The organism is Telluria sp. ZB4P37, from assembly GCF_059685855.1.
This window is the reverse complement of the sequence record NZ_JCASID010000010.1, coordinates 145990-168368: the sequence shown is the minus strand read 5'-3', so window position 1 is coordinate 168368 and position 22379 is coordinate 145990. Positions and strand designations below refer to the sequence as shown.

Here is a 22379-nt window from a genome sequence, read left to right as displayed (position 1 = left end):
TCGGAGCCGGGCCTGCCCAAGCGGTGAGGGACGGTGGAAATGGACGAACGCCTGTCTCCACGTACCGATTTCGAGGAGCGGTAATGCACCGGATTCTCCGTAGGAAGATGGTAAAAGTATTCGTCGGAATCGCCTGTGCGGCATTGGCCGCCGCTTGGGCCGTCGGTCAGATGCCGGATAAGCATGAGGTGGCGCACGTGGAGGTGCAAAAGCCGGCAGGAGTAACCAAGAAAATGATGTCAGCCTGTGTCGGCAGGTTCCTGCTCGACCTGCCTGAGGCAGCGCAGGTAGAACTTTCCCAGGCTCGCATTGATGGCTTTGCCATCGCGGCTTTTATTGAAAGCACCGGCGAGTTTCAACAGCGTCTTGCCGAACGAGAGGCACAGATCAAGGCCAAACCGGACCGGCGTGGCGGTAACGGAAATCTTGAATCGGCAAAGGATGTGACGACCGACAGCGGCGTCGCCGGAAAGATCTTCGTTCACAGCCGCGCTGTGACGGAAGGCACTGCGACGAATGGTCTGGAACTTGAGCGCTACCGGTATGAAGGTGTTGCGGCTGAGGCGCTTGCGCACGTCGCCGGAATCAGTATCGATCTGGCGGCCGACGATTACTGCCCTGACCAGGTTGGCAGACTCCCGAGGCTTGTCCCTCAGCTGGTTCCGAACCCGAGGAACGACATTCCCATGGAACCCGGGTTTTGCGTTGGTCGCGTTTATTCCCGCGGTCCGCTCATCGCCAATCAGGGCGAACGGATAACGATATTGGCGCGCTTGCCGAGTCACCCCGACATCGATCTGATGCTGATGTTGTCAGCCGGACTCAAGCCCGATGAGCATGGCCTTCTGGCCAGGTCCGAGTCCGCGCTTGGTCGGCTGTCCATCGGAGAAAGAATGCGCGTCTCGAAGTTACAGGCGGCGCCGCGGCAAACTAGCGGCCTGGCCGGCGAAGGATTGCTTGAATCGATAGTCGAGAAAAACAAGGCGCGTGTCTACAGCTCCTGGTGGGAAGTAGGCGGAACAGAGGATGATGTACTCATTCCCCACCTTGTTTTCAGGATGAACACGGGCACCGGCATTGCTGGAACAGTTCCACCCTCATTATCGGAGGGCGCCGCACTTGACCTATGGGACATGATCACGTCCAGCATTCGCTTGCACGCAGCAACATCGCAACGGATTGGCCAGCTCGAGTGGCCGCCAACCCAGTTCGGGAACTAGGGCAGCGCCGGCAAGCAGTGCCCGACCGCCCATTTGCCAATGCGCTGCGCCACCCTCGCATTCCTGACCGGCACCTGCACGCTCCAGATGGCCGCCGAGCTGCCACCGTCAAAAGCAATCCTCGCGGCAACCGCCATCGCCTTCCTCCTGTTCGCCCTCAAACGCCGCATGACCAGCCTGCTTGCCGCCGCACTGCTCGGCGCTGCCTGGGCCGCATTCGTTGCAACGCTGGCACTCGCCGACGCGCTGCCGCGCGATCTCGAAGGCAAGGACGTCGAAGTCATCGGCACGGTCGCCAGCCTGCCGCACGAGTTCGACGGCGGCACGCGCTTCAATTTCCAGGTCGAGCAGGTCGTTACGCCAAACGCCACGATCCCCAAACGTATCGCCCTGTCATGGTATGGCCGGATGATGGCGCGAGCCGAAGGCGCGCAAGTCGAACCGGGCGAGCGCTGGCGCCTTGTGGTGCGTCTCCAGCGCCCGCACGGCAACGCCAACCCGCACGGCTTCGACTACGAAGCCTGGCTGCTGGAGCAGGGCGTGCGCGCGACCGGCTATGTGCGTCCGGCTGGCGGCTACAACAAACGTCTGGACAGCTTCGTCCCATCCGCCGGCCACGTCGTGGAGCGTTCCCGTGCATCGCTGCGCCGCCACATCCTGGCGGCGCTGGAGGGCAAACGCTATGCCGGTGTCATTGTTGCCCTGGTCATCGGCGACCAGCGCGGCATCGACCAGTCGGACTGGGACGTCTTCAACCGCACCGGCATCAGCCATCTGGTGTCGATTTCGGGCCTGCACGTGACCATGGTGGCCGGGCTCGCGGCGTGGGCCATGTCTGCCCTGTGGCGCCGTTCCTTCTTTATCGAGGGCGCCGCACTGCCGCTGGTCCTGCCGGCGCAAAAGGCCGCGGCGCTGGCGGGGGCACTCACGGCACTGCTGTATGTGCTGCTGGCCGGCTTCGGCGTTCCGGCCCAGCGCACCTTCTACATGCTGGCCGCCGTCGCCATCGCGCTCTGGAGCGGGCGGGTGGCCGCGCTGTCGCAGGTCCTGTGCCTGGCGCTCGCCGTGGTCATCGTGCTCGATCCGTGGGCCGTATTGTCGGCCGGTTTCTGGCTCTCGTTCGGCGCGGTGGCCGTCATCGTGTACGCGAACCTCGGGCGCGTGCAACCTAGCAAAGGTTGGCGCCGCACGCTGGGCATGGCTGCCCGGACCCAGTATTCGGTCACGGTCGGCCTGGTGCCGCTGACGCTCTTCCTGTTTTCGCAGGTGTCGATCGTCAGCCCGGTTGCCAATGCCGTCGCGATCCCGGTCGTCAGCCTGGTGGTGACGCCGCTCGCACTGGCCGGCGCGCTGCTCCCGGCGCCGCTGGCGGGATGGGTGCTCGGTCTGGCGCACCTGCTGGTCGAGCTGCTGGCGCACGCCCTGGCCTGGCTCGCCGCAGGCCCGCTGGCCGTGTGGAGCGCCCCCGCGCCGCAGCCATGGGTGTTTGCACTGGCCCTGGCCGGCACCGCCTGGATGCTGGCCCCGCGCGGCTGGCCGCATCGCTGGGCGGGATTGGCGGCCTTGGCGCCCATGCTTACCCAACTGCCGGCCGCGCCCTATGCGGGCAGCTTCACGGTGACGGCCTTCGACGTGGGGCAGGGCATGGCGCTGCTGGTGGAAACGCACTCGCACCGCTTGCTCTACGACGCCGGCCCGCAGTACGCGCCGGGCGCCGACGCCGCCGGCCGCATCATCCTGCCCTACCTGCGCGGGCGCGGGATCCGGGCGCTCGACGGGCTGGTAGTCTCGCACAGCGACACCGATCACGCGGGCGGCGCGCGTACCCTGCTGAAGGGGACGGTCGTGGCAACGGTGCATTCGTCGCTCGCCGCCGGCCATCCTGTCGTGCGCGAGGCGCGCAGCCACCGCCGCTGTGCGGCGGGCCAAGCCTGGAACTGGGATGGCGTGCGCTTCGAGATGCTCGGTCCCGCACCCGGCTCGTATGCGGACGCCGGCTTGACGCCCAATGCGCGCAGCTGCGTGCTGCGCGTGAGTGCAGGCGGCAAGGCGATCGTTCTTGCGGGCGATATCGAAGCGGCCCAGGAGGCGCGGCTCGTGGAGCAGGTGCCGGGGTCGCTGCGCGCCGACGTGCTGCTGGCCCCGCACCATGGCAGCGGCACGTCATCCACCACGGGCTTTCTTGCCGCCGTGCGTCCCGCGGTCGGCGTGTTCCAGGTCGGCTACCGGAACCGCTACCGCCATCCGAAGGCGGAGGTCTATGCGCGGTACCACGCCCTCGGCATCCACCGCATCCGCACCGACGAATCGGGCGCGGTCACGATCAGCTTCGGCAGCACGATCCGGCTGGAGCCGTACCGCGCCAGCCATCCCCGGTACTGGTACGGCCGCTAAGCCCTCACGCCCCCCGTCGGCAGGGTGACCGTCACCCGCAGCCCGCCGCCGTCGCGGTTGGCCACGCGGATCTGGCCGCCGTGGGCCAGCACCACGCGCTGGGCGATGGCCAGGCCCAATCCGTGACCGTCGACGCTGGCGCCGCCGGGGTTCGACCGGAAGAAGGGCTCGAACACCGAGGCCAGGTCAGCCGGGGCGATCCCGGGGCCGCGGTCCAGCACCTCGACCTGGGCCGCTCGCCCGTCGCTGCGCAGCACGGCGCGCAGCTTGCCGCCGCTGCCTCCGTGCCGGACCGCGTTGCGCACGATGTTTTCCAGCGCGCTCCACAACAGGTCTGGATCGCCCTGCACGATCACCGGGCCGGGCGCCTCGACGCGCATGCGCACGGGGGCGGTGCCGGGCAGGTCGCTGCCGGCCTCGAAGCGCGCATCGGCGACGATTTCGTCCATCAGTTCGGCCAGGTCGATCTGCTCGCGCCGCACGATGGCGGGCGAGGCTTCCAGGCGCGACAGGGTCAGCAGGCCGCCGACCAGTTTGTCCATGCGCATGCTCTCGCGCTCGATGCGCTCGAGCGTGGACGCGATCTTGTCCGGCTGCTGGTGGGCCAGGCCGACCGCCGCCTGCAGCCGCGCCAGCGGCGAGCGCAGCTCGTGCGAGACGTCGTGCAGCAGGCGGCGCTGGCCATCCATCAGGGCCCGCAGCTGCGCGCTCATGCGGTCGAAATCGCGCCCCAGGTCGCTCAACTCGTCGCCGCCGCGCGCACCGCCCCGGCCATTGCCGGTAAAGCGCGGCGCCAGGTCGCCGGCCGAAGCGGCCTCGAAGGCGCTGCGCAGGGCGCGGATCGGGCGCGAGAAATACCAGGCAAGGAGGGCGGCGAACAGCAAACTGGCCAGGATGCCGGCGACGATGCCGGTCACCTGGCCGACGCCGCGGCTCAGGCCGGGGCCGTGCCCGTGCCCGAAACCGCGTGGCGGGCGCCCGCCCGTGCTCACCAGCACGGGAGAGCTGGCCACGCGCGCGGCCATCCCCATCCTGTGGTTGGGACGCTGTACGAATGCCAGGTAGCGCTCGCCGTTCGGGCTTTCAAGATAGCGGATGCCGCGCAGCGCTTCGCCCGAGGCCAGCTTGCGGTCGACTTCGGCCAGCAGTTCGGCCGGCACCGCGCGTCCCAGCAGCTCATGGCGGCGCGCGTCGAGCACGAAGACCTGCGGGCGTTTGAGCTCGCCGATCATGCCGCGCAGCGCCGTCATGCCGCCGTGCTTGAGCGTGGCCGCTGCGGCGTCGAGGGCGACGAAGGCGGGCGGGCCGGTATCGAGTTCGGCCGCGCGGCTGCGGGACTGGTCATACAGCCAGAAGGCGCCGCCGATGCCGATGGTGGAGGCCACCTGGGCCAGCAGGATACACAGGAAGAATTTCCAGAACAGGCGTCCCATGCTAATCCCGGATCAGCTGGTAGCCCTGGCGGTAGATCGTCTGCAGGCAGGAGCGGCCGTCCGGCAGGGGCCCCAGCTTGTGGCGCAGGCTGCTCAGGTGGACGTCGATGTTGCGGTCGAAGCGCGCCAGCGGCCGGCCCAGGCCTTGTTCGGACAGCTCGTTCTTGCTGACCGGGCGCCCGGCCTGGCGCGCCAGTACTTCCAGCAAGTTGAATTCGGTGCTGGTCAGGTCGACCGGCACGCCGTCCCAGGTCACGCGGCGCTGTTCCGGGTACATGGTGAGCTTGCCGACGGTAATGGCCGCGGCCGCACTGTCGTCCTGCGTGGCCTGGGTGCGGCGCAGGATGGCGCGCACGCGGGCCGTCAGTTCGCGCGGGGTGCAGGGCTTGGCGACGTAGTCGTCGGCGCCCAGTTCGAGGCCGAGGATGCGGTCGGCGTCGTCGCCGCGGGCGGTGAGCATCAGCACCGGGATGCGGCTGCCGGCACGGATCCGGCGCAGGGCCTCGATGCCGCTCGTCCCCGGCATCATCACGTCGAGGATGGCGATCGCATGCTCGCCGCCCAGCGCCGCGCGCGCACCGTCGTCGCCGTTGTGGACGCAGGTGACCCGGAAACCCTCCTGCTCCAGGTATTCGGAAAACATCCCGACGAGTTCGACGTCGTCGTCAATCAGCAGCACACGGTTCATGAGACGCAGGATAGCAAACCGGCCGCGCCAGCCTGTTGCAAAAAAGGAAGATTTACCCGCTTTTACACCCACCCTTCACCGTGGGGGTGTCGCCCTGACGTACGAAGCCCGGCGCCGGTTCATCCGAACGGCGTGTAGGCGATGCCGCCTTCGAGCACGCCCGCCAGCGCGGCGATGTTCTCGCCGCTCTCGCTGAACTGCGCCAGCACGTCGGTGGCGCTCAGGCCCGCGTTCATCACGCCGAGCCAGTAGTCGAACCCGGCCTGGTCGGGCGCGCGATGCAGGATGTTCTGGTAGACCTTGGACAGGAAATCGCCGTTGGCCGGCCGGGCCCCGTACATGCCGATGAATTCCTGCGAGCCGATGAAGGCTGCGGCCACCTCGGTCAAGCCGGCGCCCAGCTCCATGCGGCCGATCCAGTAGCCGAGGCCAGCCAGGTCCGGGGTGCGGTTGAACGCCGCCTGGTAGAGCCGGTAGGCCTGGCCCGCGACGCCGTCGATCTCGAGGCTCACCGTAGCGTCGTCGAACTTCAGCCCTTCGATGCCGGCCAGGGCATCGACGTCCGGCTGGCCCTTGGTCGTGACCGTGCTGCCGTCCTTGCCAATCCTGATCGCGTAGTCGGCGAACCTGCCGGCGTAGAGCGCGACGTCCCGTCCCAGGCCGCCGTCGAGCGTATCGCTGCCGGCGCCGCCGGTAAGCAGGTCGTTGCCGGCCCCGCCCTCGATGCGGTTGGCGACCTCGTTGCCATGCAAGCTGTCGTTGCCGGCGCCGCCGCGCAGGTTTTCGATGACGGTGCCGAAGTTGACCGTCACCTGGGCCGCCTTCACGATCGAATCGGCCTGCTTGCCGAGATAGCCCCAGTAGCCGGGGCGCAGGTCGACCACCACGCCGCCGCCGAAGGCGCTGGCGTCGAGCGTATCGCGCCCGCTGCCGTCGCCGATGATGTTGGCGTGCTGCGCGCTCAGCACCCAGTTGGTGTCGCCGGCCGCCGCCTGCAGCGCCGGGCCGTACATGTACTGCAGCGCGGCCAGGTCGAGCGGGCTGTAGGCCAGCTGGTAGGGATTTTCTTCGGTGTTATACGACATCAGGGTGAAGCGCCCGTCGTCCTCGAAACCGCTCAGGAAGGGGCCTTCGCCGATATCGCCGTCCGCGTCCTCGTGGTCGAACGGGTGCTTGAGACCGAGGACGTGGCCAATCTCGTGCAGCAGGATCTCGACGCCCGCATTGCTGGTGGTCGGCGCCATGTTGCCCCTGACGTCGGTGGTCAGCATCAGGTGCCGGTTGCTCGCATAGCCCGAGGATTCTGGCTGCAGGTTGTTGGCCAGCACCAGCACGCCTTCGTCGTCGAGTCCACCGGACTCGCGGAACTGCACGTTCACCACGGTGCTGACGTAGTCGAAGACCTGGCGCGCGAACACGCGCTGGGCCGCATTGAAGGGCTCGAAGCCGGCCTTGTCCTCGTCGCTGAAATACGCCGCCGGGGTCTCGGCGAAATGGTAGTCGATGATCCTGGTCTCGCCGCTGGCACGGGTTCCAGGCGGCTCGACCGCGAGCGCGGCGATCCAGTTCGGCAGCTTCTGCACGCCCGGGGCCCAGGTCCAGCTCTCGATACTGCCGATCGGCAGGACCCAGTCGGCGTAAATGATGCCCTTGTCGTTGCCGCCTTCGTCCCAGATGTAGTCCAGCGCGCTGCGCACGATATAGGTGTCGTCGCCTTCGCCGCCGGCCAGCACGTTGGCGCCGCTGCCGCCATCGAGCAGGTCGTCGCCCGCGTCGCCCGAGAGCACATCGTCCCCGGCGCCGCCGAGCAGGGTGTCGCCGGCCGCGTCGCCGTAGATCGTGTCGTTGCCGTCGCCGCCGTCGAGCAGGTCGCCGACCAGGTCGACTTCGAATTCGTCGGTGAGCGGGTTCCAGGGCGGGCCGTTGTACAGGATGTCGTCGCCGGCGCCGCCGAACAGCTGGTCCTTGCCGCCGCCCCCGTACAGGTTGTCGTCGCCGGCGCCGCCCAGCAGGATGTCGTCGCCGGTAGCGCCCGACAGCTTGTCGTTGCCATTGCCGCCGTCGAGCGTGTCGCCTTTGTTGTCCTTGACCCAGGTGTTGGTCGCCGCGTCCAGCATCAGGCCGCTGTTGAGCTTGTCGTTGCCGTCCAGGCCCTGCAGGATGTCGGCCCCGCCGGCCCCGGTCAGGGTGTCGTCGCCGTTGCCGCCCGTAAGGGTTTCATCGGCCGGGGTGCCGACCTTGGTGATTGCCAGTGCTGCCATCTTTTCGCCTGGGAAAATTTTCGTGGCGCGATGGTAGCATCAACATGCTTCTAGGAAACATTCGCCCTGCATAATCGGAGGCCTGGATTGATTCCGGTCGCGGCTGCCGCTGTAGGTGTTTCCCTCTAAACAAAGTCCTGGAAGCGGGTTCTTTCATTACAATGGAAATCCGTTGTCATTGAAGCCAGCCCGTCCATGAGCAAACCATTGCTGCATTTCTCCCACGGGAACAGCTATCCCGCCGGTACCTACAACCGGCTGTTCCAGGCCCTGGGCACGCATTACGAAGTGCACGCCCACGACATGTACGGCCACGATCCGCGCTTTCCGGTGGGCGATGGCTGGCATGCGCTGGTGGACGAACTGATTCATCATCTCGAGGCCTACGAGCAGCCGCCGGTCCTGGTCGGGCATTCGCTGGGCGGCATGCTGAGCATGATGGCGGCCCGGGAGCGGCCGGAGCTGGCGCGCTGCGTGATCATGCTCGATTCGCCGGTGGTGGCCGGCTGGCGCGCCTTTCTCTGGCGCCTGGTCAAAAGCCGCGGCATGGGCTCGCGCTTTTCGCCGGCGAAGTTCTCCGAGCGCCGCCGCAACGTCTGGCCCGACCGCCAGGCCGCCTACCAGCATTTCATTTCCAAGCCGATGTTCCAGGCCTGGGCGCCGGGCGCGCTCGACGACTATCTCGACCACGGGCTGGTGCCGCACCCGGACGGCGTGCAGCTGCGTTTCGACCGCGCAGTGGAGACCCTGATCTACAACACGCTGCCGCACCACATGGGCGACTTCCTGCGCGAGCCTTATCCGCTACCGATCGGCTTCATCGCAGGCACCACTTCGGAAGAACTGCGCCAGGCCGGTCTCGACGCCACGCGCAAGCTGGTCGGCGGGAACCTGGTGATGATCGAAGGCGGCCACCTGTATCCGCTGGAAAAACCCGAAACGACGGCGCGCCTGACGCACCAGATGGCCCAGCGCCTGCTGGGCTCGAGTTTGCCGACAAGCATCGGCTTGGCACGAGGGGCGGCCAATTAGTTTAAAATTGCGGAATTGATTTCTTGGAATTTCGACAATGGCCATCAAAAGTGATAAATGGATCCGCCGCATGGCGGAATCAACCGGAATGATCGAACCCTTCGAGCCGCAGCAGGTCCGCGAGCTCGACGGCCGCAAGGTCATTTCCTTCGGCACTTCTTCGTACGGCTACGACATCCGTTGCGCCGACGAATTCAAGATCTTCACCAACATCAACAGCACCATCGTCGATCCGAAGAACTTCGATTCGAACTCGTTCGTGGACGTGAAGAGCGATGTCTGCATCATCCCGCCGAATTCCTTCGCGCTGGCCCGCACCATCGAATACTTCCGCATCCCGCGCAACGTGCTGACGGTCTGCCTGGGCAAGTCGACCTATGCGCGCTGCGGCATCATCGTCAACGTCACCCCCTTCGAGCCGGAGTGGGAAGGCTATGTGACGCTCGAATTCTCGAACACCACGCCGCTGCCGGCCAAGATCTATGCCGGCGAGGGCTGCGCCCAGGTGCTGTTCTTCGAGTCCGACGAAGTCTGCGAGACCTCGTACAAGGACCGCGGCGGCAAGTACCAGGGCCAGCACGGCGTCACGCTGCCGAAAACCTGATGCATTTTTTCGTGCTAGGCTGTCAGGACTGAATCATATTGATGGGTTCGCTCGGCCCCGTCATGAAGGATGACTGCGATGTCCGATTGCTGCAGCGGCGGCTGTTCTTCAGGTAGGCCGCCCGCCGATCCGCGCTACCGGCGCATTCTCTGGATCGCGCTCTGGGTCAACGCGCTCATGTTCGGCGTCGAGATCGTCGGCGGCTGGGCAGCCGACTCCGTTGCGCTGCTGGCCGATGCGGTCGATTTTCTGGGCGACGCGGCCAACTACGGTATTTCCCTGTTCGTCCTCGCCCTGGCGCCTGTATGGCGCTCGCGCACCGCGCTGTTCAAGGGCGCGACCATGGGCGCCTACGGCGTCTTCGTCCTCGCCAGCGCCTTCTGGCAGCTGCGCACCGGCACCGTGCCGGAAGCGCACACCATGGGTCTCATCGGATTTGCCGCCCTGGGTGCCAACTGCCTGGTCGGCGTCCTGCTCTACGCGTACCGCAACGGCGACGCCAACATGCGCTCGGTGTGGCTGTGCACGCGCAACGACGCGATCGGCAACGTCGCCGTGCTGATTGCGGCACTGGGCGTGTTCCAGACGGGGAGTGGGGTGCCGGATTTGCTGGTGGCGACCATCATGGCGCTGCTGGGGCTGTCGGCGGCGCGAACGGTGATCAATCAGGCGCGTGGGGAGTTGCGGGAGGCTGCGCTACCTGCGCCGGTTGCGCCGGTCGAATTGAAGCGGCGCTGAAGCCGTGCTGCGAAGGCAGCCGCTGCGGTATGAACTTGGGGGAATAACGCCAGTGGCGTTGTTCCCCCAAGTTTGCTCAGGACACCTTACCCCGCGTCCTGCATCACGCAGTCCACGAAATAGCCCCGCTTGCCATCCACCTCGCGTTTCACCAGCCCATGCACGTCGGTCTCGAAGCCCGGGAAGCGCTCGTTGAAGTCGCGCGCGAAGCGCAGGTAATCCACGATGGTGCGGTTGAAGCGTTCGCCCGGGATCAGGAGCGGGATGCCCGGCGGGTAAGGCGTGAGCAGGATGGCCGTGATGCGGCCTTCCAGCTGGTCGATCGCCACGCGCTCGATCTGGCGGTGCGCCATCTTGGCGAAGGCGTCCGACGGCTTCATCGCAGGCACCATGTCCGAGGTGTACATCTCGGTGGTCAGGCGCGCCACGTCGTGCTCCTTGTAGATCAGGTGGATCTCGGTGCACAGGTCGCGCAGGCCGCGGGTTTCGTAGCGCGGGTTGGCCGCGGCGAACTGCGGCATCACGCGCCACATCGGCTGGTTGCGGTCGAAGTCGTCCTTGAACTGCTGCAGCGCCGTGACCAGGGTGTTCCAGCGGCCCTTGGTGATCCCGATGGTGAACATGATGAAGAACGAATACAGGCCGCATTTCTCGATGATCACGCCGTGTTCGGCCAGGTATTTGGTCACGATCGAGGCCGGGATGCCGGTCTCGCCGAACTTGCCGTCCAGGGAGAGGCCCGGGGTGACGATGGTCGCCTTGATCGGGTCGAGCATGTTGAAGCCTTCGGCCAGCGGGCCGAAGCCGTGCCAGTCGTCGTCGGCATGGATCATCCAGTCCCCTTGCACCCCGATGCCTTCTTCCGACAGCACGTCCGGGCCCCAGACCTTGAACCACCAGTCGTCGCCGAATTCGGCGTCGACCTTCTTCATGGCGCGGCGGAAGTCGAGCGCTTCCAGGATCGATTCTTCCACCAGCGCGGTGCCGCCGGGCGCTTCCATCATGGCCGCGGCGACGTCGCAGGAAGCGATGATCGAATACTGGGGCGAAGTCGAGGTGTGCATCAGGTAGGCCTCGTTGAAGGCGTCCTGGTCGAGCTTGACCGAGTCGGATTCGCGCACCAGCACCTGCGAAGCCTGCGACAGGCCGGCGAGCAGCTTGTGGGTCGACTGGGTCGAGAAGATCATCGACTCCTTGGCGCGCGGGCGGTCGCGGCCGATCGCGTGCATGTTCTTGTAGAAATCGTGGAAGGTCGCGTGCGGCAGCCATGCTTCGTCGAAGTGGAGGGTGTCGATCTTCCCGTCCAACATCTCGCGCAGGGTCTCGACATTGTAGACCACGCCGTCGTAGGTCGACTGGGTGATGGTGAGGATGCGCGGTTTCTTGTTGACGGCTTCACGCGCGAACGGATTGGCTTCGATCTTGCGGGCGATCGATTCGGCGGTGAACTCTTCCAGCGGGATCGGGCCGATGATGCCGAGGTTGTTCCGGGTCGGCATCAGGAACACGGGAATCGCGCCGCACATGATGATCGAGTGCAGGATCGACTTGTGGCAGTTACGGTCGACCACCACGATGTCGCCCGGCGCCACGGTGGAGTGCCAGACCATCTTGTTCGAGGTCGAGGTGCCGTTGGTGACGAAATAGCAGTGGTCGGCGCCGTAGATGCGCGCGGCATTGCGCTCGGACTTGGCGACCGGGCCGGTGTGATCGAGCAGCTGGCCGAGTTCCTCGACCGCGTTGCAGACGTCGGCACGCAGCATGTTCTCGCCGAAGAACTGGTGGAACATCTGGCCGACCGGCGACTTCAGGAAGGCGACGCCGCCCGAGTGTCCCGGGCAGTGCCACGAGTAGGAGCCGTCATAAGCGTAGTTCACCAGCGCGCGGAAGAAGGGCGGCGCCAGGCCGTCCAGGTAGGACTTGGCTTCGCGGATGATGTGGCGCGCGACGAATTCCGGCGTGTCCTCGAACATGTGGATGAAGCCGTGCAGCTCCTTCAGGACGTCGTTCGGGATGTGGCGGCTGGTGCGGGTTTCGCCATAGATGTAGATCGGGATGTCCGAGTTCTTGTGGCGGATTTCCTTCACAAACGCGCGCAGGCGGGTCAGCGCGGTATCGGTCTCCTCGATCGAGCCGCTGCCGAATTCCTCGTCGTCGATCGACAGCACGAAGGCCGAGGCGCGCGACTGCTGCTGGGCGAACTGGGACAGGTCGCCGTAGCTGGTCAGGCCGAGCACTTCCATGCCTTCCTGCTCCATCGCGGCTGCGAGTGCGCGGATGCCGAGTCCCGAGGTGTTCTCGGAACGGAAGTCCTCGTCGATGATGATGATGGGAAAACGAAATTTCATGGACAGCTCCAAAGCGAAGCGCCGTGGAAGCGGCCGGCCCGGATGGGGCGATCCGCCGGCCACGGCACCGGAAAAAAGAGGAAACGGATTTTCGCAGAAATCGCGGGCGCCGGTGCGATTATTTTTGCAATCTTGTTTACATGCCAGCCCAGAGACTAACGGCTGCGCCCAATTGGCGGCGCACTCTAGCTGGTCAGCTTCTGGCCGAGGCGCCGGAACACCTCCGTCAGGCCGGCGGCGCCCAGCGCGGCCAGCAGCGGCACGGCCGAGAAAGGCGTCGGGTCGGCCTTGATCGTGGCGAAGAAAGCGAGCGTGACGCCGAAGGCGGCGACCGCGCAGGTCAGGGTCAGCAGCCAGGTGCGGCGCGACAGCAGGGTGATGGCGGCCAGCGAGATCGCGATCTGCTGGGCGACCGAGGCGGCGCCCCACTGGCGGTGGCGGTGCAGCTCCTGGTCGGACATCTCGTTCCATTTCGTCGATGCCGCCTCGAAGGCCTCGGCCTCCTTGCGGATGCCATCCTTCTCGACGCCGTAGCGCCGGATCTCGTCGCGGTAGTGGGCCTGGTTCACGCCCGGCAGGTTCGACGCCAGCTCGGCCAGGTTCTGGCGGCTGGCCTTGGCCTGGTAATGGGCCCAGGCGTTGGCGGCGCTGGTCTTCTCCATCGCCGCATTGCTCTTGTAGAGCGCCGCATTGTTGTGCGAATCGCTGCCAATGAAACCGAACATGGTGCCCAGCGTGGCGAGGATGGCGATCAGGACCGCCACTTTGCCCGCGAAGCCGTCGCCGCCGCGTGTACCCGGGGTACGAATTGCCTGTGCCGTCATTTAGCGCTGCTCCTTGCGTGCATAGGTCACGAAAGCGTAGCCGAAGCCCGCGCTTTCCGAATGGTGGGTTTCGCGCGCGGTTTCGACCCACGCGGCCGGGTCGAGCGGCGGGAAGAAGGTGTCGCAGGCGAAGCTGTGGTCGATCTCGGTGACGATCATGGCGTCGGCCACGGCCATCGCTTCGCCAAAGACCTGGGCGCCGCCGATGATGCTGGCCGGCTCGCCTCCCAGCAGGTCGATCGCGGCCTGCAGCGAACCCGCGGTTTCCACGCCTTCGTGCGACCAGTCGCGGTTGCGGGTGATGACGATGTTGCGGCGCTTGGGGAGCGGGCGGCCGATCGAATCGAAGGTCTTGCGGCCCATGACGATGGGTTTGCCCAGCGTGACGCGCTTGAAATGGGCCAGGTCTTCCGGCAGGTGCCAGGGCAGCTGGTTATCGATGCCGATGCCGCGCTGGGCATCGATCGCCACCACCAGGGTCAGGTGTGGCTGTGCGTTCATGCGGTCACCGGCGGGCGAGGGAGTTCAGTGGCGGAGGAGCGCATGGTTGTAACCGTTCTGGACACTTTTGTAATTATAAGTCTGAAATGTTGTCGCTTTGCAAGGGTGCTGTCAAGCGATATGTCGGCCCGCGGTCGTTTATACGGCAACCGGTGCGCGGATTGCCGGGTCAGGGTCGTAGCCGGTGACCTCGAAATCCTCGAAGCGATAGTCGAACAGCGAGTCCGGCTTGCGGTGGATGACCAGGCGCGGCAGGGCTTTCGGGGTGCGCGACAGCTGCAGTTCCACCTGTTCCAGGTGGTTGCTGTACAGGTGGCAGTCGCCGCCGGTCCAGATGAAGTCGCCCACTTCCAGGCCCGCCTGCTGGGCCATCATGTGGGTCAGGATCGCATACGAGGCGATGTTGAAGGGCACGCCCAGGAAGATGTCGGCGCTGCGCTGGTAGAGCTGGCAGGACAGCTTGCCGTCGGCGACGTAGAACTGGAACAGCGCGTGGCAGGGCGGCAGCTTCATGTTCGGCACGTCCGCGACGTTCCAGGCGGAGACGATCATGCGGCGCGAATCCGGCGTGTTGCGGATCTGGTCCAGCACCTGCGAGATCTGGTCGATGTGCTGGCCGTTGTGGGCAGGCCAGCTGCGCCACTGGTAGCCATAGACCGGACCGAGGTTGCCGTTTTCGTCGGCCCACTCGTCCCAGATAGTGACCTTGTTTTCCTTCAGGTAGGCGATGTTGGTCGAGCCCTGCAGGAACCAGATCAGTTCATGGATGATCGACTTGAGGTGGACTTTTTTCGTGGTCAGCAGCGGGAAGCCGGCAGCCAGGTCGAAGCGCATCTGGTGGCCGAAGACCGACAGCGTGCCGGTGCCGGTGCGGTCTGTCTTGACGGCGCCATGTTCTTTCACATGGCGCATGAATTCTAGGTATTGGTGCATTGCGGTGGCTAATAGGTGCAGTGCGATATTGTAACGTAGCGCGCCTGATAATTCCGGCCACGAAGAAGGGAAATATTCAGGCCTCCAAGGCCCGCGTAAGCCGGGCCAGCGCCGCGCGCACCTGCTCGTCCGACGCTGCCAGCAGGTTGTCGCCCACGTACAGCTCGAACGAACTAGTGCCCGGCAGCGCCGCGCCGGCAATACGGTTGAACATCCAGATCCCATGCTGCTCGGCGAGCTCCTGCCGGATCGCCAGCGCGCGTTCGCTGGACACCGGCAGGTGCAGGTGCAGCATGTTGACCTGGGGTGCGGCCGGGTTCACGCGGATGATCGGATGCGCAGCCAGCGCCTCGTAGAGAAAAGCGGTGCGCTCCAGGTAATCCGCCATCGCGGCCATGCGTTCGTCGAACTGCATCGCCGCCGCCACCACATAGGGCGAGCGGTGAATGACGTTGCCCCCTTCGCGCCGGAACCATTCGGCGGCGCGCTCCACGAAATCGCGCGAGCCGGCCAGCATGGCGCCTCCGAGCCCGCCGATGCCCTTGTACAGCGAGACATAGGCCGAATCAAAGCCGGCGGCGACCTCGTTCAAAGGCTTGCCGTAGCCGGTGGCCGCTTCCCATAGCCGCGCGCCATCCATGTGCAGGTGGGCGCCGCGCGCGGTGCAGTGGGCCTTGATGGCCGCGAGCTCGTCCCAGTTCGACAGCTGCCCGCCGATCTCCCGCAGCGGCAGTTCCAGGCCGACCGCGCCCAGGCGGTCGGGAATCGCGGCCAGGTCGGCAACAAGCCAGGGACGATGGCGGTCGCCCGCCTGCAGCGCCTTGAAGTGGCCGAGCAGCTGGTAGTTGGAGCGTTCGTGCACGAAGATGTGCGAGGTGGGATGCAGGGCCACCAGGTCGCGGCCACGGTCCTGGCAGGCCAGGCGCAGCGCGGTCGCCGAGGCCATCGTGCCGCTGATGCAAAAGACGGCCGCTTCGAAGCCGAGCAGGCGCGCGACCTTCGCTTCGAATTCCTGCAGCAGGCTGCCCGCGCCGTAGACGTCGTGCTCGACGCCGTTCGTTTCGCACCACGCCGCCATCGCCGCGAACAGTTCGGCGGGACGGCGGGCGCGGTGGCCGGGAAAGATGGTGTGGCAGCGGCGTTGCAGTTCGGCGTCGGTCAAGGCAGGCTCCGGGGCTTGGGCGAGCCTGCCACTTTACACCGAAGCGCGCTGCCCCGGAAGGCGGCGGTCAGCCGCGGTCAGCGCCGGACGGCGGCCTGGCGCCGCGACACCATGGGGCGACCAGGCCGACATAGGTCTGCCCGGCGCGCAGCGCGGCGCAGGCCGGGCACTTGCGGTTCAGCTGGGTCCCGACGGCGCGTAATGGAACAATAAGCAAATCAATCTGCCAGCGCCCGGGGTTACTGAGCAATAGGCTTGCGGTAAAGTCAACGGAGAGCGTAAAACTTCGCTACGGTTTTCAATGATGTATGCATGCCGAAGAGATCACCCCAGCTGTTCCACCGGGGGCGCCGGCTGGAACTGCAGCGCCGCCAGGTTGGCATACACGCCGCCATGCGCCACCAGCGAGGCATGGGTGCCGGATTCGACCACCCGGCCGTCGTCCAGCACGACGATGCGGTCGGCCCGCTGCACGGTGGCCAGGCGGTGCGCGATGATGATCGTGGTGCGATCGACCATGGCTGCCTCGAGCGCGCGCTGCACCAGGCGTTCGGATTCGGCGTCCAGCGCACTGGTGGCTTCGTCGAGCAGCAGCAGCGGCGGGTTTTTCAGCAGCGCGCGGGCGATTGCGATGCGCTGGCGCTGGCCGCCCGAGAGGCGCACCCCGCGCTCGCCCAGGAAGGAGGCATAGGCCTCGGGCAGGCGCTCGATGAATTCGTGGGCCGCCGCCATCTTCGCCACCGCGATCACTTCCTCGTCGGTGGCGTCGGGACGGCCGTAGCGGATGTTTTCCATCGCATTGGCCGAGAAAATGACGGTGTCCTGCGGGACGATGCCGATCGCGTCGCGCAGCGTGTGCAGGGAGAGGTCGCGGATGTCCACGCCATCGAGGTGCACGGCGCCCGACTGCGGATCGTAGAAGCGCAGCAGCAGCTGGAACAGCGTGGTCTTGCCGGCGCCCGAGGGGCCGACCAGGGCCACGGTTTCGCCGGCGCGGATGTCGAGCTTCAGGTGCGACAGGGCGGCCGTCTGCAGGCGCGAGGGATAGTTGAAACTGACATCGAGCAGGGACACGCGCGCGCCGTTGGCGGTGCGCGGTGGAAGCTGCTGCGGGTGCGCCGGATCCTGGATGCTTGACCTGGCGGCGAGCAGCTCCATCAGGCGCTCGGTGGCGCCGGCGGCGCGCTGGGCTTCGCCCATCACTTCCGACAGCGCGCCGACCGAGCCGGCCACGATGGCCGCGTACAGGATGAACTGCCCCAGCTCGCCGCCGGTCATGGTGCCCTGCAGGACCGCATGGGCGCCGAGCCAGAGCACGAACACGATCGAGCCGAACACCAGCACGATGGCCAGCATGGTCAGGGTGGCGCGCGCGCGGATGCGGCGGATCGCGGTCTGGAAGGCGCTGTCGCTCGATGCCTGGAAGCGCCCGGATTCGATGTCCTCGTGGGTGAAGGACTGCACCGTGGGCATTGCGTTGAGGATCTCGCCGGCCATGGCCGAGGCGTCGGCGATGCGGTCCTGCGAGTCGCGCGAGAGCTTGCGCACGCGGCGGCCGAACAGCACGATCGGCAGCACCACCAGCACCAGCATCCCGAGGATGATGGCGGTGAGCTTGGGGCTGGTCACGAACAGCATCACCAGGCCGCCCACGAACAGCAGGGTATTGCGCAGCGCCAGCGAGATGCTGGTGCCGACCACGCTCTGGATCAGGGTGGTGTCGGTGGTCAGACGCGACAGCACTTCGCCGGTGCGGGTGGTTTCGAAGAATTCGGGGCTTTGGTGCACCACGTGGCGGTAGACGGCGGAGCGCACGTCGGCCGTCACGCGCTCGCCCAGCCACGACACCATGTAGAAGCGCGCGGCGGTGGCTACCGCCAGCACCGAGGCGACGCCGAACAGCGCCAGGAAAGTCGCGTCCACGTGCTCGATGCTGGTGATCGCGGAGCCGGCCCCGAAACCGAGGTCGATCATGCGCTTGAAGGCGGCGGGAATGGCCAGCGTGGCGCCGGCCGCCAGCAGCAGCGCGATGCCGGCCAGCAGAAACTGGCGGTGGTAGGGCCGCAGGAAGGGAAGCAGGCCCTTGAGGGCCGGAAGGCTGCCTTTGCGGGAGGTGTCGGTATCAGTATTTCCGGTGCTGCCGGTGGAGCGTGAGGTCATCGTCTGCTTGCGCGTTCTTGTTCGAAAGTGCGTTCGTCTAAAGCTTCATCGGGCGGACATAGCCCGTCATTTCCAGGTAGCCGCGGCCCAGGCGCTTGCCGTCGCGGCTAATGGTCACCGCGCCTTCCCAGTACACCGCGCCGGTCGAGCGGCGCGAATCCAGTTCCTGGTCCTGCTGGAGGGGACGGAGCTGCCAACGCAGGCTGCCCGTCGCGATCTCCATGGCGACCGGGTACACGGCTTTGGTGCGCGGGGAGGTCCAGTGCGCGGTGGGCGTAAACACCACCTGGTCGGGCGCGTAGCGGGTGACCTTGCCGGCGCCGTCGCGATGGGTCGCGTGCGCCCATAGTTTACCACCTCCCTCCTTGCGGATCTGGAAAGCCATCAGGGCGCCGCCGCCATCGAGGTTGGCGCCGACCCAGTCCCACCCGGTGGCATCGGGCTGCAGGGCTTCGCTCGACCATTCGTGATCCAGCCAGGCGCTGCCCGTCACCTCGACCTGCGCGCTGCCCGTGCGCCCGACGCTGCCGCTTACCTTCAGGTGCGGCTCGCTGTAGTAATGGCTGGCGTGCTGCGGGCTGGCGCCCTTGCGCGAATAGCCGCCTTCGCCCTGCACCAGCACCGGCTGGGTCGGCTGCAGGCGCAGTTCCAGCGTCAGTTCGCTCGAGCGGATGGTGACGCGGTAGCTGCCCGAGCTTTCCCGCACCATGCGCCAGTCGTCGAGCTTCAGGTCGGTGTTGCCGGTGCGGGTCCAGGCCAGGCCGAAGCCTTCGCGCGCGCTGCGCTGGTCGTGCACCAGCCGGCCCAGTTCCGGGTCGGACAAGGCGGCATGGCCGATCACTAGCTGGCGCGGGGCAAAGGCGCTCGGGTTCTTCTGGTCGATCTCGGTGCGGCTGCGGAAGAAGGTCACCTGGAAGCCGAGCGGCTTGCCGTCCGGGGTGTCGACCCAGCCGGTGGCATACCACCACTCGGTGCGGAATTCCGGATGGGCGCCGTAGTCGCGCGGGAAGGACAGCTTCGTGCCCGCCGTGACGGGGGCGAATTCCGGCGGCGCAGCATGGCAGCACTGGCAGATCAACAGTAAAAATCCCATCAGCGCAGCGCGCATTACCAATCCTCCCTGACAGCGCGTACCGGACCACCCGACAGCGCATAGCGTCCCGACACCAGCGCCGTGGCGACCGAGGCCCCCACGAGCACTGCCGCCACGCTGCCCAGCAGATTCCACGGCAGGTGCAGCTGCATGGTCCAGTGGAAGGACTGCGGGTTCACAACATAAACCAGGATGAGGCTGATGACCAGCCCCAAGGCAAAACCGCAGGCCACGCCCAGCAGCGTGAGCAAGCCGCCCTCGAAGGCGAGGATCTGCAGCACCTGCCCGCGGGTGACGCCGACGTGGCGCAGCATCCCGAATTCTTTCGCGCGCGCCAGGGTCTGGGCCGAGAAGCTGGCCGCCACGCCCGACAGCCCGATGGCGATCGCGATCGCCTCGAGCAGATAGGTGACGGCGAAGCTGCGGTCGAAGATCCTGAGGCTCATGGCGCGGATGTCGCCGGCCGACATCAGCTGCAGCGCCGCGCCGAAGGGCAGGGCGCGCACCGACTGCACGAGCTGCTGCGCGCTGCCGCCGCGCCCCGCGTACAGCGCGGCGTCGGTGACTTCGGCTTCGCCGGTGAGCGCGCGGTAGTCGCCAAGGCGGATCACGACCGAGCCGCTCTGGTTGGCATAGTCGCGCCATACGCCGGCGACAAAAAATCGCGCCTGGCCCCCGCCCAGCGGCAGCGCCAGGTACTGGCCGACGCGTGCGCCGTACAAATCAAGCATGGCTTCGGACACCCAGGCCGGCCTGCTACCCGCGGGCACCGGGGCCGTTTCGCCCACCAGGGCCAGCAGCTTGCCCGGCGCGCCCGCGTCGATGTCGCGCGCGATGACGATCACGTTGGGGCGATCAGGCAGAAGCGATACCGGCCGGGTACGCAGGAACTGGGCTTGGGCGACGCCGGGCGCCGCGCGCAGTGCCGCCTGTTGCTGCGGCGTCAGGAAGCCGGTATTGCCGCCCATGGCCGTGCGCACGTACAGGTCGGCCGGCAGGATATGGCCCATCCAGTCATCCACCGAGACCCGGAAGCTCGACACCATGATGCCCATCGCCACCATCAGGCTGAAGCTGGCCAGCACGCCGCCCAACGCGATCGAGGCCTGGCCGGGGGCGTTCGCCAGCCGCGACAGCGCCAGCGACAGGACCGGCGGCGCGCGGCGCATGCGCAGCACCAGGCGTTCGAGGCATCGGAAGGCGCTAGCTGCCAGGCGCGGCATCAGGCCGATGCCCCCGATGAGCAGAAGCGCAATGGCGAAGTAGCCGAACAGCGGCAGTTCGAACACCGGCGGCGCGAAGGCGAGGATAGATGCCAGCACCAGGCAGACCACTGAGGGCCAGATGCGGCCAAGACCCGACAGGGCCGCTTCGTCGGCCCCCGACTTGATCGCCACGGCCGGTCGGGCCCGCGCCGCTTCCAGGGCCGGCGCCAGGCAGCCGAGCAGGGCGACGCCCAGGCCCAGCATGAAGAATACGGCGGCGGCCACCGGCGTGAACGCTACCTGCGGCCGGATGCCGGGAAAATAACCGGCGCCCAGGTCACCCCCAAAAAAGCGCAGCGCCAGCGCCGCCAGCGCATAACCGACCGCGATGCCCAGCGCCGCGCCCACCACGCCCAGGCTCGCGCCTTCCAGCAGCACCTGGCGCAGCAACTGGCCACGTTCCAGGCCCAGCACGCGCAGCAGCGCGAACTGTCCGCGCCGCCGCATCACCGACAGGGCTTGCGTCGAGAACACCAGGAAGGCGCCGGTGAACAGGGCCACCAGCGCCAGCACGGTCAGGTTGACGCGGTAGGCGCGGCTCAGGTTGGCGTTGCGATCTTCCTGGTCGCTGTCGTCCGGCTGGCGCACCACGAAGCGGCCGGGATGGGCGGCATCGAGTTCGCGCTTGAGCGCGGCCAGGTATGCGGCGCGGTCGACGCCGTCGCGCAGCTTCAGGTCCACCCGCGAAAGGCGCCCGAGCTGGCGAAAGCGCCATTGGGCCGCGCCGATATCCATCACGGCGATGCGCTGGCCGGCGCGCGCCCTCGCGACCGGCCCGGCCACGCGCAGCGCCACGTCCCCGGTGCCGGCGCGCAGCACGAGCGTGTCGCCGCGCCGCTTGCCCAGCCAGCTTTCGGCGGCCGGCGACAGAAAAATCGCATCATCCTGCAACACGTCGGTCATGCGGCCATCGAGCGGCACGCCGGTCAGGTCGGGCGAGATGAAGCCGGCGCGAAAAGGATCGATACCGACGATGCGCAGCGCACCGGGAGCACTTGCCACGCCGGCGGAGAGTTCCAGCACCGGCGAGGCCACCACGACATCGGGGTGCCCGGCCAGGCGCGGATAGATCGCTTCGTCGAACAGGGGCTCGGTACCCAGCACCTGCACGTCGGCCTGGCCCGACAGGCTCTTGACGGCGGCGGAGAATTCGTTGAAGGCGGCGGCATTGATCAGGTGAATGGCAAAGCCCATCGCCACCCCGACCGCGATAGCGGCGACCGCCAGCAGGGCGCGCACGGGATGGGCGCGCCATTCGCCCAGCAGCAGCCAGCGTGACAGGAGATTCAGGCCGGGCATTCCACCGCCAATGCCTCGCCCTGGCGCCTTGCCTTGATGCGCGCGCGCTCCGCTTCCTCGCGGCCTGCGCGCGCGATGTCTTCATCGGCCCATTTACGCTGCAGGCGCAGCTTGTCGCAGCGGCGGCGCTCGAGGGCGGCGGCGCGCTGGGCGCGGGCGGCGTCGCGCGCATACGCTTCTGCCTGCTCCGCGCGCTCCTTCTCGATTCCTTGCAGCAGGGCGCGCTCGCGTGCCAGGCGTTCGATCGCCTCCTTGGCGCCGGCCGGCGCGCCAGGGGCGGCCAGCACGGCCGCCGTGGCCCCGCAGGGCCGGTCGTGATAGCTGACCTTGCCGCCGTCGATGCATTTATAGATGCTTGCGCCGGACGCCGCGCCGGATACCGCGCCGGATACCGCGCCGGCCAGCAGGCAGAGCACTGCCATGG

At 67.0% G+C, this 22379-nt stretch carries 18 protein-coding genes; 5 read left to right on the top strand and 13 right to left on the bottom strand.

Translation table 11 applies throughout. The features are described 5' to 3' along the window. Nucleotides 1-83 precede the first annotated feature (83 nt). Together AC56K1_RS16450 and AC56K1_RS16445 are read left to right on the top strand one after the other, a co-directional pair. Complete coding sequence (locus AC56K1_RS16450) at nt 84-1220, top strand: T6SS immunity protein Tli4 family protein (RefSeq protein WP_497158869.1); 1137 nt, start codon at nt 84-86, stop codon at nt 1218-1220. A 39-nt stretch (nt 1221-1259) separates the two neighbouring features. Continuing rightward, nucleotides 1260-3614, top strand: a complete 2355-nt coding sequence (locus AC56K1_RS16445) for a DNA internalization-related competence protein ComEC/Rec2 (RefSeq protein ID WP_497158868.1) — start codon at nt 1260-1262, stop codon at nt 3612-3614. Here AC56K1_RS16445 and AC56K1_RS16440 read toward each other — a convergent pair. The 3 genes from AC56K1_RS16440 to AC56K1_RS16430 all read right to left on the bottom strand — a co-directional run bounded on the left by AC56K1_RS16440 (nt 3611) and on the right by AC56K1_RS16430 (nt 7996). Continuing rightward, on the bottom strand, nt 3611-5047 hold the full coding sequence (locus tag AC56K1_RS16440) for a sensor histidine kinase (protein WP_497158867.1): 1437 nt from the start codon (nt 5045-5047) through the stop codon (nt 3611-3613). The two genes, AC56K1_RS16445 and AC56K1_RS16440, sit on opposite strands and share 4 nt — an antisense overlap. A 1-nt stretch (nt 5048) precedes the next feature. Then, on the bottom strand, nt 5049-5735 hold the full coding sequence (locus AC56K1_RS16435) for a response regulator transcription factor (protein ID WP_497158866.1): 687 nt from the start codon (nt 5733-5735) through the stop codon (nt 5049-5051). Nucleotides 5736-5854: 119 nt separating this feature from the next. Then, nucleotides 5855-7996 carry a DUF4214 domain-containing protein gene (locus AC56K1_RS16430; protein ID WP_497158865.1) on the bottom strand — a complete coding sequence of 714 codons (2142 nt, stop codon included), beginning with the start codon at nt 7994-7996 and terminating at the stop codon, nt 5855-5857. Nucleotides 7997-8191: 195 nt separating this feature from the next. On the opposite strand from AC56K1_RS16430, the gene AC56K1_RS16425 reads away from it, so the two are divergent. The 3 genes from AC56K1_RS16425 to AC56K1_RS16415 all read left to right on the top strand — a co-directional run bounded on the left by AC56K1_RS16425 (nt 8192) and on the right by AC56K1_RS16415 (nt 10370). Next, complete coding sequence (locus tag AC56K1_RS16425; protein ID WP_497158864.1) at nt 8192-9028, top strand: alpha/beta hydrolase; 837 nt, start codon at nt 8192-8194, stop codon at nt 9026-9028. 37 nt (nt 9029-9065) lie between these two features. Then, nucleotides 9066-9632 (top strand): dCTP deaminase, encoded by a 567-nt coding sequence (gene dcd / locus AC56K1_RS16420; protein ID WP_171088110.1) that lies wholly within the window; start codon nt 9066-9068, stop codon nt 9630-9632. Nucleotides 9633-9710: 78 nt separating this feature from the next. Then, on the top strand, nt 9711-10370 hold the full coding sequence (locus tag AC56K1_RS16415; RefSeq protein WP_497158863.1) for a cation efflux transmembrane domain-containing protein: 660 nt from the start codon (nt 9711-9713) through the stop codon (nt 10368-10370). An 86-nt stretch (nt 10371-10456) separates the two neighbouring features. Here the strand turns inward: AC56K1_RS16415 and AC56K1_RS16410 are convergent, their stop codons facing one another. The 10 genes from AC56K1_RS16410 to AC56K1_RS16365 form a co-directional block, all read right to left on the bottom strand. Further along, nucleotides 10457-12718 carry an Orn/Lys/Arg family decarboxylase gene (locus AC56K1_RS16410; RefSeq protein ID WP_497158862.1) on the bottom strand — a complete coding sequence of 754 codons (2262 nt, stop codon included), beginning with the start codon at nt 12716-12718 and terminating at the stop codon, nt 10457-10459. A 185-nt stretch (nt 12719-12903) separates the two neighbouring features. Continuing rightward, nucleotides 12904-13542 carry a DUF4337 domain-containing protein gene (locus AC56K1_RS16405; protein WP_497158861.1) on the bottom strand — a complete coding sequence of 213 codons (639 nt, stop codon included), beginning with the start codon at nt 13540-13542 and terminating at the stop codon, nt 12904-12906. Then, nucleotides 13543-14043: a dihydrofolate reductase gene (locus tag AC56K1_RS16400; RefSeq protein WP_497158860.1), complete on the bottom strand. Its 501-nt coding sequence runs from the start codon at nt 14041-14043 to the stop codon at nt 13543-13545. A 138-nt stretch (nt 14044-14181) separates the two neighbouring features. Continuing rightward, on the bottom strand, nt 14182-14976 hold the full coding sequence (thyA, locus tag AC56K1_RS16395; protein WP_497158859.1) for a thymidylate synthase: 795 nt from the start codon (nt 14974-14976) through the stop codon (nt 14182-14184). Between the two features lie 76 nt (nt 14977-15052). Next, nucleotides 15053-16138 carry a threonine aldolase family protein gene (locus AC56K1_RS16390; protein ID WP_497158858.1) on the bottom strand — a complete coding sequence of 362 codons (1086 nt, stop codon included), beginning with the start codon at nt 16136-16138 and terminating at the stop codon, nt 15053-15055. 67 nt (nt 16139-16205) lie between these two features. After that, nucleotides 16206-16355, bottom strand: coding sequence for a hypothetical protein (locus AC56K1_RS16385; RefSeq protein ID WP_497158857.1), 150 nt, complete (start codon nt 16353-16355; stop codon nt 16206-16208). Between the two features lie 107 nt (nt 16356-16462). Continuing rightward, nucleotides 16463-18298 (bottom strand): ABC transporter transmembrane domain-containing protein, encoded by a 1836-nt coding sequence (locus AC56K1_RS16380; protein WP_497158856.1) that lies wholly within the window; start codon nt 18296-18298, stop codon nt 16463-16465. A gap of 37 nt (nt 18299-18335) precedes the next feature. Further along, a complete protein-coding gene (locus tag AC56K1_RS16375) occupies nt 18336-19406 on the bottom strand; it encodes a lipocalin-like domain-containing protein (protein ID WP_497158855.1) in 1071 nt (356 codons plus the stop codon). Beyond that, the gene (locus AC56K1_RS16370) at nt 19406-21955 is read right to left on the bottom strand and encodes an FtsX-like permease family protein (RefSeq protein WP_497158854.1); all 2550 of its coding nucleotides are present in this window, start codon (nt 21953-21955) and stop codon (nt 19406-19408) included. The genes AC56K1_RS16375 and AC56K1_RS16370 overlap by 1 nt, the downstream gene beginning before the upstream one ends. Continuing rightward, nucleotides 21943-22377 (bottom strand): DUF4124 domain-containing protein, encoded by a 435-nt coding sequence (locus AC56K1_RS16365; protein WP_497158853.1) that lies wholly within the window; start codon nt 22375-22377, stop codon nt 21943-21945. Before AC56K1_RS16365 ends, AC56K1_RS16370 begins: the two co-directional genes overlap by 13 nt. Nucleotides 22378-22379 lie beyond the last annotated feature (2 nt).